Source organism: Chryseobacterium sp. SORGH_AS_0447 (assembly GCF_030818695.1).
Taxonomy (GTDB): domain Bacteria; phylum Bacteroidota; class Bacteroidia; order Flavobacteriales; family Weeksellaceae; genus Chryseobacterium.
The window spans coordinates 1,923,112-1,936,589 of record NZ_JAUTAR010000001.1 but is presented as its reverse complement, the minus strand read 5'-3'; the positions used below and the strand labels follow the sequence as shown (position 1 = coordinate 1,936,589).

Below are 13,478 nucleotides of genomic sequence, written 5' to 3'. Positions count from 1 at the left end.
TTATTGGGCATCACCACTGATAGCGTGATGAATTTTTTCTTTTTTGTATCGTAATGAATTTCCTTTTTTGCCTTCCAGTACGGCTTTTATTTCAGCGGTAACCGAAAGGGCGATTTCTTCTGAAGTTTCGGCTCCGATGTCCAGCCCTACCGGTCCATAGATTCTTTCCATTTGTTCCTGAGAAACCACAACGTCTTCTTCTGCCAGGTCACTGATCATCCGATTAAGCTTGGATTTCGGGCCTAAAACACCGATGTAACGGTTCCGGCAGTTCAGAAGGTTTTTCAAAACAGTTAAATCATACCGGTAATTGTGCGTCATCAGCACGACGAAAGTATATTCATCGACAATGATGTTATTTACAAAATCATCGGCACCCACCACCATGATGTTGTTCGCCAAAGGAAACCTTTTTTCGGTGGCGTGGCTTACCCGGCCTTCGGCCACGGTAATTTCCCAGCCCATAACGGATGCGATTTCAACCAATGGTTTTACATCATTTCCGGCTCCTGCGATCACCAATGAAACGGCAGGCGGAATATATTCGATGAGTGCTTCGTAAGAAACATTTTTGTAAGTAATTGTTTTAACCACAGACGTCTGCTTTTCAAGCACCTTTGCCATATCTTCTGACAATGCTTCAAAGTGATTGTTTTCCGGCCACGCTTTATTCTGACTGTAAAAAAGAACAGTGCCGACCTGCTTCTGCCCTCTTTCCAATGAAAAAAGGCAGGTTAGAACAGAATCACGCCATTCTGCAGCCGTTGTGGTCAGTAAATCGATCACATTGCTTTTCTCAGCATCAATGAATTCAAATAAAATATGTACAATCCCATTACAGCCGAGCTGTACTCCGAAATCCGAGTCTTCATCGTTGCTGGTATCGTAAGTAATCAGTTTATTCTGCTGCTGATGGATGGCGAGCAATGCTTTTTTCAAGGCATCTCCTTCCAGGCATCCTCCGCTGATGGCTCCCGTAAGTTCGCCGTCCTCGGTCACGAGCATTCGTGCACCGGGCTGTCTGTATGAGGAACCTTCCACCTTTACGACCGTCGCCAAAGCTGTTTTCTTACCTTCGGCCTGTGCCTTTCGGTAGGCTTTTATTATGTCATTGATCTCTTTCATAAAGCGTCTGGTGCTGTCGGTTTTTCCTTGTAACTCGAATTATCCGAATAAGGATCCGGCTTCATTTTACCGGCATTATCAGGAAGTATCAAAAATTAAGCTAATCGCGGAGATTCCCCGAAAAAACTGTAAAATTTAGATCAGAACACAAAGAACTTATCCGATATTTGATTATCATCGGTCTGATCTTTAGCCTGTTTAATTTAAATTAATTTTCAATAATCACAAACTGAATCTCATGGTATAATCTGCGACAAATTCATTTTTAAAAATGGAAAATATACTTTACAATTTCGCCAGATCAAAAGGCAGTGTCCTGATTCTTTTTCCGGTAAGGTCGAAAATAGCATTGGCCAACGCTGGGGCAAACGGTGGCAGTCCCGGTTCTCCTACTCCGCCTGCATCTTCTTTATTTTCCATAATATATACCTTAACCGGCGGAATGTCATAAATTCTCGGCAATAGGTAGGTGTTGTAATTCATGAGATCGGCTTTTCCATCGGTAAATGTCTGCTGATGCATCGTAGCACCCAACGCCATGACGATGGATCCTTCTACCTGAGCTTCAATAATATCCGGATTTACGTACCAGCCGCAGTCGATGACCGCCCAGACTTTATCGATTTTTATTCCTCCGCCTTTTCGTTTTGATACTTTTACGACCTGTCCGACCGTACTTTTGAAACACTCGGTGATCGCGACCCCGTATCCCTCCTGCGGTGAACTGCTTTTCCACTGGCTCACTTCTGCGAGCTTGTCAATCAGTTTGTGTGTCCTCTCGTCATTCATGTATTGTCTTCTAAATTCCAGAGAATCCATGCCCATGCTACGTGCGATTTCATCCATGAAACTTTCATAAGCGAAGCCGTTGGTAGAAGCGTATACCGATCTCCACCACAATACCGGCACCGGGGTTTCAAAAGGAATATCTGAGAACTTTATGTTTTTAATGGTCTTAAAATACGGTTCCATAAAACCTTCCGTCGTGCTTGGGTTGGCAGTTCCTTTTTTGCCGCTCTGCCAATGGTTGATGTTCTGTCCGACCATTCTGAACTTAAGATCCGTCAGTTTACCATTTTCAATGATTCCTTCTCCACGGTAAGATACGCCCGGCCTGAACGGTCCCTGGGTCGCATCATCTTCCCTTGACCATACGACCTGTACCGGCGCATTGATCTTTTTGGAAATGGCTACCGCTTCGTTGGGATAATCGGTGAAGGCTTTTCTTCCAAAGCCTCCACCCAGGAAGGTCATGTTGACTATTACGTTTTTCGCATCGATATTAAATGCTTTCGCGACGTCTTTCTGAATCCAGTCCGGTGCCTGGATCGGGCCCCAGATCTCTATTTTATCTTTCTGATAATGGGCAATACAGTTGATCGGCTCCAGAGCCAGATGCGACTGGTACGGTGTGGTGTATACCGCTTCTATTTTCTTTCTGCTTCCGTTTGCCGTCGTATCAACACTCCCCTCTTCTTTGGCCGTCAGCCCTTCTTCAGACTGGAGCAACTGCTGGTGTTTTTTATAAATATCCGCGGTGTTAACGTGATCAAAATCGGAATCGTCCCAGACTACTTTCAAAGCTTTCCTGCCTTCAAGGGCTGCCCAGCTGTTGTCTGCAATGACGGCAACGCCTTCACGGTCGGTATCCCATACTTTCATGGTGATTTTGATGACGTCTTTAACGCCTTTTATTTTCCGGGTCTGGGAATCGTCGAAGCTCGCCACTTTCCCGCGCAGCCGCGGATTTCGCTCCACGGATGCGAAAAGCATTCCCGGCAGTCTTTTATCAAGACCGAATACGGCAGCACCGTTTGTCTTTAAAGGCGTATCTATTCTTTTAATCGGCTTTCCGATGATTTTATATTCCGAACGCGGCTTCAGCTCCACTTTTTCCGGAGGGGTAAGCTTTGAGGCTTCGGCTACCAGCTCTCCGTAATGGAATTTGCGGGACGTTTTCTGATGGATGATATTCCCGCTACGGGCAACACATTCCGCCAATGGAACATTCCACCGCGTGGCGGCTGTCTGGCGCAGCATTTCGCGGGCCGTTGCACTCAGTTTCAGGAGGTTTTTGTAAGAAGTCCTGATCGTGGAGCTTCCTCCGGTGATCTGGCTTCCGTATTTCGTACTGCCTTGGGCAAAGATAACTTCTACCTGGCTGAGATCCACTTCGAGCTCCTCTGCAATAATCTGCGGAACCGAATGATAAGACCCCTGGCCCATTTCTGCCCGGTGGTCCACCAGCATGATTTTGCCTGAAGTATTGATGATGATCCACGCATTCATTTCTACATTTTCCGCGAGGGCGGCTCCCTCTGTAATAACGGAGGCCTTCGAAATACCGGGGAATATTCCCAGGCATAAAGCGGCTCCTCCCATTCCTGCCAGCTGCAGGAATCTTCTTCTTGAAAAATCTGTTTCTCTCGACATATTCCTGTATTATTTAGCAGGAGCGTAGGCTCCGGTGGTTAACCAAGTGATCCATGCTTTCTTAAACTGAGCGTGGGTTAAAGGAGGTTTCTTCAATCCGTCGGCAGGATTAAAGCCCGCCAGTACCAGCCCGTCGTCAGCATGCTTGATGAGCTCTTCTACATTTTTGTTTCCGTTTTCTTTTTTGTTCATCAGCTGCTTCGCCAATTCGTGAGGACTCTTTCCTTCAAATACCATCTTCATATTTGCCGGCGGAAGGTGCCATTTCGGATTTCCCGGCGGCATGTGAAGGCCCGGTGTATTTTCATCCTGGTGGCAGTTGGCACATTTCATCGCATACAAACCTTTCCCGTCTGTCCCTCGTTCCGGGTACATCTGGTGAAGATGGCTGTCTTCCCCCTGCAGCGGAATATCTCCTGCCGGATGGCAGTTGAGACACCTTGGGCTCATCAAAACTTTATAGACTTCCCCGAATGCTTTTACCGAAGCGATGCTGTCTTTTTTTACCACGGAAACGGGAGAATAGGTTTTATTCATGTTCCGGCTTACCATTCCAAAGGCACTGGCCGAAATAGCCACCACAAAAAAGCCCTGGAATAAATGCCCGGATTTTATTTTTATCTTTTTGAAAAATGTAATCATACTCCTCTAATCTTTCAAAATTAAACGGTTCCTTTTTTTTGTAAATCAGCGGCGATCTTAATGGCTTTGCGCACGCGGGAGTAGGTACCGCAACGGCATAAGTTTCCGGCCATAGCCAGATCGATATCTTCATCCGTGGGTGAAGGATTTTCCCGGAGAAGAACGGCCGCAGCCATAATCTGTCCCGAGTGGCAGTAGCCGCATTGGGGAACATCTATTTCCTGCCAGGCCTTCTGAACTGGATGGTCATTGTGCTGCGAAAGCCCTTCAATGGTAATGATTTTTTTCCCAACAGCCCTTTTTACTTTGGTGATGCAGGACCGTACCGCATCGCCGTCCAGGTGTACCATGCATGCGCCGCACTGGGCCACGCCGCATCCGAATTTGGTTCCGGTAAGGCCGACGATATCTCTGAGCACCCATAAAATCGGCATGTCTTCGCTGACATCCAACGTGTGGGTTTTTCCGTTAATATTTAATGATACCATATCAATATGTTAATGATTTTTCTAGTGATGAATGTTTTCCGGCAACAGACCAATTGTATCATTTAAATTATATTCAAAAAAAATTTAAATACTCCATAAATTAATACGTCGAACCCGGAAAAATATAATATTTATCTAAATATAACTATTTTTTAAAAATTGATAACTATAAAATATTTTAATTAAAATAATATTAATAGAAATTTATTTATACCATTTGCAGAAATTAACTGTAAAAAATACCGTCATGCGCATAATTCTTGATGTTCTTTAAAAAGACATTTTCTTTAAATGCGTTTTTAATCCAAATAGTATGAAAGATTTTATAAGCATAAAAACCATTCTGGTGACGACCGATTTTACCACACGGTCCGACCAGGCTGTAAAAGTAGCCGTTCATATGGCCAAACGCCACAATGCGCGGGTCATCCTTTTTTATAATTTCAGCAGCTTTTTTATCATCGACCGTACCGGAAGGCAAATGGTGGGTAAGGAAACCGTTGATCAAAATTTTGCACAGATCGAGGCCAGCCTCAACAGCATTAAAGATTTGCTGCGGGATCAGTATGATTTTACCAACTGCACCACGGTTATTGGAAATGATACACTCATCAACAGCATCAATAAAACGATACAGGAAGAATCCGTAGACCTCGTTATTACAGGAGCATCCGGAAAACAGGGCATTAAGGAACTGATCCTGGGATCCTCTTCTTACCAGATCCTCACCGCAGCCAACTGTTCGGTAATGCTGGTTCCCGAGGATTCTCATCAGCTGAATTTCAAAAAGATCCTTGTCCCGGTACGGGTGCTGGATAAGCTGCATGAGAAGTTCGACCTTTCCAAACTGATTGCCGAGAAAAACAAAGGAACGATCAGTCTTCTGGGCATTTCGCCCGAACAGCAGTTTGCCGACATCCGGAGAGCTTATATCGGACTGAGAAAAGAACTGAGGAAAAGCGATATCGAATACAACGCTTCATTTATCGTAAGCAACGACAAAGCACTGGAAATTTCAAAGGTTTCCAACAATTCCGAATTTGACCTGATTATTCTGAATTACCAGGATGAAGAAAACTGGAAATCCTTCTTCTCTGAGAATTTCCTGAAGCAGATCATTAACCGGACTTCCGTTCCCCTATTATTCTTTAAAGATCCCGACCGTATCAAACCAGAAACGGGTGCTGGTGAAGACCTGGGTTACGATATTACGATGCCTTTTCCGGGATAAGATTTTTCTAAATAAGTCATTTGTTTTGCTGAATTAGTAATCTTAAAATTTAACACCTAAGTCATGTAAGAATAAGGATACAACTTTGAAAATAGTTTAGAGCGCATCAGAAGGAAACCTTGAGGAGGTTCGCCGATTCACTTGTTAAATAATAAAAAATATCTGAGGCAAAATAAAAGATTGTTTTTGAAACACTTCATTATTCGTGTTATATATAATCAATTACGTTGAATTTGCAATTTCTAACAAGAATTTAAATGCAGATATTGAATGCTTTACGCTAATACTATATTGAGATCCCTACGGGATGACAAACGGGATGTTGAAGTGGCTGTATAAGTTTTTTTATTAGCTATATAAGTTGTTTTTTATTGTATCAGCTCAATGAACACTTTGGTAGCTAAAATTTACTCGAAGCCACCGGGATTATCTGTGAAAACCTGCGTAAATGTTCGGTTTAAATTTACCCGCAAAAGTCACAAAAGACATACATATCACTAATAAAGTTAACTGCTGTGCTGTTAAGCCCATAAAATTTTTAAAAATCTTAGATTTTTAATCTTATGTGTTCTAAAATATTTTCAAGTTATTAAATTCTCTTTCGTGACTCATGTGTTAGAAGCGGCTCACTACTCCGACAAAAAAACAGCCCCTTCATGAGAGGCTGTTTACAGATTTATATTAAAAAAATTAAAGGTAATTATTCTACATTTTCTTTCATAATTGAATAGCCGATCGGCTTAAAAGAATAGTTGTTCGACATTTCTGCTGAACATGCCGTCATCCCTACGATAAGATCCATCACTGCTTCGATAATAATGTAATCCCCCTCTTTGCTTTTCGGCGGCAATACGCTTATTTTACCGGTTTCCCCGTCTACTGCCACATGCATAAAAACATTAAAACAGATCGGAATGGTATCTGGATCGATACCGAAAGGTTCCAGCGCTTCGCACAGGTTTCCAAAACATCCGCGATGCGGATTTTCATCCCCGTAAATAATCCGGAAAGTATCGGCACTGCAGGGTGTCAGCAGAAAATCATGACGCCCTACCGTATCTTCGATGATGTTAAACATAATGTTGCTCCTGTTGGAATAAAAAGGATGGCCTTTGGTAAGGAAAATCGTTTCAGCATAATCGATAGTACGCCCTGAAGACAGATATTCCCTGGTATCATCAAGATTGAAACAGGTAAAATCGGAGACCTGCTCGCCTTTGATATCGGTGATTTTTAACCGTTCCCCTTTTCTCAGAATAAAAGCCGTTCCGCTGCGTGGTAAAATTGTATTCATTTATTTGTTGTTGTATTTAAAAGGACATTCCCAGTTCTTGCCATAACGCATTCCGCTGTACTGATAAACTTCCGAATCATCTCCGAAATCCTGAAGCATCGGGTTGATTGAACCACTCAGGGCAACATCCCTTTTGCGGACAATATTCTTCATTTTGTCATATCTTTTAAGAGACCTTAATTCCTCAAACTGTGCATGCGGATTGAAGACGATCGTCGGATATTGAAACTTTCTCGCATCCCTGCTGCTGACCGGAGAAAGTCCGATTACAAAGAAGGCTTCTTCCTTTAAACTAAAGCTGAAATTTGACGAAGAAGGATCCGAATCCACACGGCTGTCGTAAGGATATTCAAGCGCGTCCAGATCGGATAATGCCTGAAGTCGCTGCCACATCAAATGGTCGAAAATCTCTTCGGAAATCCCATAGGTTTCAGGAAAAATGACGCAGGCCGTATGGAAATGGTTTTCCGCTTTTCTATATTGATCGATGAATTCGTAAATAAAATCCAGAATGGCCCGATCATCTTTCGGGCAGGCTAAGTGGCCTGCTACAAACAGCTGCATCTGGTCTTTCGTAAGCGCTGCTTTTGCCGCTACACAGGGAAAAAGCTTATCGTCTACAAACGACTGGAAAGCATATTTTACCTGCAGCGCATGGTCTGTATTTTGTGATTGGTGAAGTGGTGTCATGGCTAATACTACACAAAGTACATGCCATCAAAATGCCTTTTGCATCCCTAAAAAGCGTTAAAAAGACAACAACCTTACCGCACAGTAGATTGGTAACTATTTGAATTACAACCTATTGATTTACAAATATTTTTAAATAACAGATATAAAAACGCTTATGAATTCGATCATAAATTGGTACCGGATTTTTTGTGTAATCTGATTCTTGCCTTTTTATGGATAAATATTTACCGCGTTTTTCTCATCAACTTTTATTTAATTTGGAAAATATCTTCAGCAGATCAGTTTATATCCTACCCCACGGATGCTCATCAATTCTATTTCGGAATCGTCCTTCAGCATTTTCCGGAGGTGCGACATGAAAACATCCATGCTGCGTGCATTGTAATAGCTGTCATCGCCCCAGATTTTCAGCAGGGCGGTCTGGCGGGGAAGCAGATCGTTGCGGTGCTCCAACAGCAGTTCGAGGATGGCGGTTTCTTTGTATGAAATTTTATAGCTTGCTTTTGGGGTTGCCAGTTCCTGGCTTACGGTATTCAGTTCACAGTTGCCGAAAGTTTTACGGTGGGAAGAAGGAGCCTGCTGCGTAACAGCAGTTCCGAAACGGGTGAGCAGACTTTCCATCCGTATCAGCAGTTCTCCCATCGTAAAAGGCTTTTTCAGGTAATCGTTGCCCCCGCTTTTGAAACCTCTCACCACATCATCGCCTAAAGATTTGGCGCTGAGGAAAATAATCGGTACTTCACTGTTCAGTTTACGGATATCTTCTGCCAAGGTGTAGCCGTCTTTTACCGGCATCATGATATCGAGAACGCAGATGTCCGGTGTGCCGGATTGAAACAGCTGTAACGCCTGCTGCCCGTCTGATGCAAGCTGGACTTCGTAGCCGCTGCTGCGGAGCCCGTCGGTAATGATTTCGGCGAGGGTGGCTTCGTCCTCGGCGTAGAGTACTTTATATTTCATCGTAAGCTGGTAAATAAATGGTAAACACCGCTCCTTTTCCCGGTCCGGCGGCGACTTCGATCTTTCCTCCATGCCGCGTAATAATTTCCTTTACATAATGGAGGCCAAGACCGGTTCCTTTTACGGTATGAATATCGGGATTTTCCGGGATCCTGAAAAACCTTTCGAAAATGCGGTTGTGGTAAATTTTGTCGATCCCCGGCCCGTTATCCTCCACCGTTACCACGATCTGATTATCCGCAGAAGCACAGGATACTTTTACAGATGCTTCGGGGCCGCTGTATTTAATGGCATTATCCATTAGATTGTAAAAAACATTCGTCAGGTGCACCGGATCGCCGTTTACAAAACAAGGTTCATCCGACGGAAAGTAATGAATGGCTACCAAACCGCTGTTGTTGCGAAGCCTCATCGAAGACACCACACTTTCCAGCCCCTGCTGTACATCGTACAGTTCCGGGCGGAGATTGATTTCCCCGTTGTCCAGCTGTTCCAGATTCAGCACTTTGTCGATCATTGCATTCAGCCGGCTGATTTCATTTTTGCTGATATTCAGGTAATTTTCCAACCGTTCCGGATCATTAGCTAGATGATACCTTGTAATTGAATCCAGGGCAGCTTCGATGACGGCCACCGGTGTTTTCAGTTCGTGCGTCATATTTCCGGTAAACGCAAGACGTGCCCTGGTGTACAGACGTTCGCTCCGCATTACTCTGAAGAGAAACCAGAAAGCCAATCCGGTAAGCAGGATCATCAGCAGGGATGAAATAAAATAGTACCGCATTCTGTACATCACGGTTTTGGTAACGGAAGGCACTACCAGCTGATAAGTATGAATAAAAAAATTGAGATTATAGCCGAAATGCGGGCTCTGGTAATCGGCATACTTCGCTTTTTTCCAGTCTTCTCCAGACTCGGGTTTTCCTGTCCTGTAATCGTACAGTATATAAAAGCTGTCTTCATTGATCTGCTGGCGGCGGCATTCGAGTTTTACGAGACTGTCCATCCGCTTCAGGTCTTTTTTGTCTGCAGCCATAACGGATTGCAAGGTTTCCCCTTCGTCGAAAATAGAGATCATTTTGGATTTCCGGGGACCGGGCGGGCGGTGGTTGGCAATTTTCAGACTCATGCTGATCCGCGTGCTGTCGTTCTTCATCTCGGTTTCAAAGCGGCTGGCAACACCGATCTGTCGCATCTGGGTATAAGCCTGCTTGAGCTGAAGCCACTCCGGAGAGAGAAAGAAATCCCGGAAATTGTCGTTGTTTTCATGTCCAGGGGCCACACTCAGGTATTCACTAACGCGGGCTGCGTTGGCCACGGCCTGGTCGAGATCCCTTTTCACCTGCACCTGCTGGGCACGGAACAGCTGGATCAGCCACGCTGCCTGAAGGCCGACGCTGGCGATCATAGCCAAAATAACGAGCGGATAAGCATATCGGTTGGAGAGCCATTTCATACCGCTAATTTCATGATAATTATGGAATATTACGAAGCAGCCGGGAAAGATTTAACCTTAATTAACCTTGGTTAATGTTGTTTAACCGTGCTTAACGGGCCTTAACCATAGACCGCCGTAGGTTTGCGGTATGAAAAATACGATTTTATTTCTCCTGATCTGCATTTCAGGACTTATGCATTCCCAGAACGTTCTGAAAGGAACCGTGAAAGACACCGACGGCCGGATGCTGGACGCTGTGACGATTAGTTTAAAAAAAGACCAGAAACCGGTAGCTTCCGCTTTCTCCGATCTTGGAAATTTCAGCCTGACGTTTTCAGAGGCGGGAAGTTATTCGTTGACCGCAACGCTTTCAGGCTATCAGCCAATAGAAATGGAAGTCACGCTTCCGAAAGAAAACCTGGACCTGATCTTGCAGAAGAGTGAGCATGTAATCCAGGAAGTCACCGTTACCAAAAAGAAACCGCTGATCGAAAGGAAAATCGACCGCGTGAGCTTTAATGTTGAAAACAGCATTATCGCTTCGGGGGGAAGCGCATGGGAAGCCTTGACCAAAGCACCCGGTGTCCAGGTCAGTTCAGCCAATGCGGTAACAGCCAACCGGAAGAACGTCCGGATCTACCTGGACGGAAAACCTTTACAGCTTTCCGGTGACGACCTGGCGGCCTATCTTCAGGGCATGCCGTCTGACCAGGTAGCGCAGATCGAGATTTTCTCTAATCCGCCCGCAAGGTTTGATGCGGAAGGCGCTTCCGTTGTTAACATCATCACCAAAAAATCAAAAAAACAGGGCTTTAACCTCAGCCTGAACGGCGGGATCACGCAGGGCCACTACACGGGATTTACAGGGAACACCACTTTCAATTACCGCAAAAACAAATGGAATGTTTTCGGCAATTACGGATTTACCCGCCGTCATACCGTTCAGGATCACAATACTTTTATTAATTACGGAAGCTCATTGTGGGACGGTACCAATCCTTCGGTTTACCATTCGGATACGCATGCCTACCGTCTGGGTGTTGATTACCAGGTTTCCGATAACCAGGTGCTGGGTTTCCTGCTGACCGGAAACAACCGCAAAGGCGGATCCGAAGGCCATACCTTTACCCGGATCACTTCGCCGGCCATGAAACTGGATTCCACGCTGAATACCGACAATTATGCTTCTTCTTTAGGCAATCAGTTTGCGTATAATCTGAACTATAACCTGAAACTCGATTCCGCGAAAAGCAGCCTGAACATCGATCTCGATTATTCGCCTTTCCGGAATGCCAACCGCTCTTTTACCGACAATGTTACCCTGCTTCCCGACGGCAGCGCAACTTCGGCGTTCTTTCATATTTACACGCCAAGCTCGCAGGACATCAGCATTGTTTCAGGAAAAGCGGATTATCATTTCAAAGCCGGAAAAGAACTGGACGTGACCTCAGGCATCAAATACAGCAGCACCCGGAGCATCAATATTTTCGATTATTTCAACCGTGACGGATCGGTACTGATGGCGGTAGAAGCCAACCGCAACCACTTTACCTACCGGGAAAATGTAGCTTCCGCTTATACCAGCGTTTCGGGCAGCTTCGGACAATGGACATTCCAGGGCGGACTGCGCGGCGAGTATACCCGGACCAGCGGGTTCCAGCAGAACTTGAACCAGCTCAACGAAAGAAATTATTTCAAACTGTTTCCGACCTTATTCCTTCAGTATAAGCCAAAAGATAACCATGAGTTCTTACTGAATTATGCCTATCGCCTCGAACGCCCGGAATACAATCGGCTGAACCCGACCAAACGATTCTCTTCACCGTACAGCGTCTACGTGGGAAATCCGGCCCTGCAACCTGCTTTTGTCCACAGTATAGAAGCTGGGTACACGTATCGGCAGAACTATAACCTAACCGCCTACTACACTTCCACCCGCGATGTGTTCACCAATATCGATGTGCAGGATAACGAGACGAAACGGTACTACGGAACCCAGGCCAACCTCGGACTGAGCGCGATGGCAGGCCTCCGCTTTTCAGGACAGGTAAAGCCTGCGTCCTGGTGGGATGTGAATATCACCGCAGATGTGTACCGCCAGCGTGAAAAGTCGGATTATTTGTCCGGAAGTTATGACAATCATATGATTTCTTTTTCCGGATCGCTGAACCAGTCGTTTTCCATTGATAAGGAAATCGGACTGAAAGCGGAAATCAACGGGATGTACAACAGTGCCGGCATCCAGGGCGTGTACCGCGTGCGTGCCAATTCTTTTGTAGACATCGGCGTCAAAATGAACATCCTGAACAACGCCGGCACCCTGCGCCTTGCAGTGACCGATGTTTTTAATAAGAACAACAATCAGGTCAGCATCAATTTCCAGGACCAGCAGAGCCGCTTTTTCTACCAGCGCGAAAGCCGTTTCGTAAGCCTCAGCCTGCTGTACCGTCTCGGTAAGAACGTAGCCGCTTCCCGGAACCGCACAACGGCCAGTGAAGAGGAAAGGAAGAGAGCGCAGTAGTTTTGTTCTTTTGATAAATGAAAGGCTCCGGATGTTGCCACATCCGGAGCTTTTTTGCTTTTTAGAAACCTACAATGGGTCGCACAGAATACACGGATGATGGCGCTTTATTTCAACACATTAGTCACAAAGAGAGAATTTTAGAGTTTGTGTATATTTTAGAGCACAGGAGATAAAAATCAGAGATTTTTAAAAACTTTTGTATACTTGTTTACATTAAAGCATTCGACTTTTAAGTAACATAAATATCTTTTGTGACCAATGGCTTTTCGATGATTAGAAATAAAAAGCAGCTCACGAGCTATGCCGGGTTTGATGTAAAGGAAAAAATATCGGGAACGTCGGTCAAAGGTAAGCCCAGGATATCGAAACGAGGAAACAAGCATCTTCGACGAACAATGTATTTTCCAGCCATCACTGCCATAAGAAGCATACCGGCATATAAAGCGATATACATCCGGATTGTTGAAAGAACAGGGATAAAAATGAAAGGAATTGTGGCCGTAGCAAGGAAACTATTGGAATTAATGTACGTTATTTTCAAAACAGAGATCCCTTATCAAAATGATTATGATGGACAAAAAAATAAAGGAGCAAAATCCGAAAACGAAAGTTGCTCCATACTGGCTGGTTCATAACCGCCTTAATTATAA

At 44.7% G+C, this 13,478-nt stretch carries 11 protein-coding genes; 3 read left to right on the top strand and 8 right to left on the bottom strand.

The genetic code is table 11. The annotated features are described in order from the left end of the window. The 4 genes from QE422_RS09060 to QE422_RS09045 all read right to left on the bottom strand — a co-directional run bounded on the left by QE422_RS09060 (nt 1) and on the right by QE422_RS09045 (nt 4,688). A complete protein-coding gene (locus QE422_RS09060) occupies nt 1-1,125 on the bottom strand; it encodes an XdhC family protein (protein WP_307457044.1) in 1,125 nt (374 codons plus the stop codon). 285 nt (nt 1,126-1,410) lie between these two features. After that, complete coding sequence (locus tag QE422_RS09055; RefSeq protein WP_307457040.1) at nt 1,411-3,558, bottom strand: molybdopterin cofactor-binding domain-containing protein; 2,148 nt, start codon at nt 3,556-3,558, stop codon at nt 1,411-1,413. Between the two features lie 9 nt (nt 3,559-3,567). Further along, nucleotides 3,568-4,200 carry a hypothetical protein gene (locus QE422_RS09050; protein ID WP_307457038.1) on the bottom strand — a complete coding sequence of 211 codons (633 nt, stop codon included), beginning with the start codon at nt 4,198-4,200 and terminating at the stop codon, nt 3,568-3,570. Nucleotides 4,201-4,220: 20 nt separating this feature from the next. Next, nucleotides 4,221-4,688 carry a (2Fe-2S)-binding protein gene (locus tag QE422_RS09045; RefSeq protein WP_307457036.1) on the bottom strand — a complete coding sequence of 156 codons (468 nt, stop codon included), beginning with the start codon at nt 4,686-4,688 and terminating at the stop codon, nt 4,221-4,223. Between the two features lie 313 nt (nt 4,689-5,001). Between QE422_RS09045 and QE422_RS09040 the strand changes: the two genes are divergently transcribed. After that, on the top strand, nt 5,002-5,919 hold the full coding sequence (locus tag QE422_RS09040; protein ID WP_307457033.1) for a universal stress protein: 918 nt from the start codon (nt 5,002-5,004) through the stop codon (nt 5,917-5,919). A 700-nt stretch (nt 5,920-6,619) separates the two neighbouring features. Here QE422_RS09040 and QE422_RS09035 read toward each other — a convergent pair. The 4 genes from QE422_RS09035 to QE422_RS09020 form a co-directional block, all read right to left on the bottom strand. Next, a complete protein-coding gene (locus QE422_RS09035; RefSeq protein WP_307457030.1) occupies nt 6,620-7,213 on the bottom strand; it encodes an urea carboxylase-associated family protein in 594 nt (197 codons plus the stop codon). Beyond that, a complete protein-coding gene (gene gntA, locus QE422_RS09030; protein ID WP_307457026.1) occupies nt 7,214-7,903 on the bottom strand; it encodes a guanitoxin biosynthesis heme-dependent pre-guanitoxin N-hydroxylase GntA in 690 nt (229 codons plus the stop codon). A 273-nt stretch (nt 7,904-8,176) separates the two neighbouring features. After that, complete coding sequence (locus tag QE422_RS09025; protein ID WP_307457025.1) at nt 8,177-8,866, bottom strand: response regulator transcription factor; 690 nt, start codon at nt 8,864-8,866, stop codon at nt 8,177-8,179. After that, a complete protein-coding gene (locus QE422_RS09020; RefSeq protein WP_307457022.1) occupies nt 8,856-10,322 on the bottom strand; it encodes a sensor histidine kinase KdpD in 1,467 nt (488 codons plus the stop codon). The genes QE422_RS09025 and QE422_RS09020 overlap by 11 nt, the downstream gene beginning before the upstream one ends. Nucleotides 10,323-10,452: 130 nt before the next feature. Between QE422_RS09020 and QE422_RS09015 the strand changes: the two genes are divergently transcribed. After that, a complete protein-coding gene (locus tag QE422_RS09015; RefSeq protein WP_307457020.1) occupies nt 10,453-12,825 on the top strand; it encodes an outer membrane beta-barrel family protein in 2,373 nt (790 codons plus the stop codon). 272 nt (nt 12,826-13,097) lie between these two features. Beyond that, entirely contained in the window at nt 13,098-13,463 is a 366-nt protein-coding gene (locus tag QE422_RS09010) for a transposase (RefSeq protein ID WP_307457017.1), read from the top strand. Nucleotides 13,464-13,478: the final 15 nt, after the last annotated feature.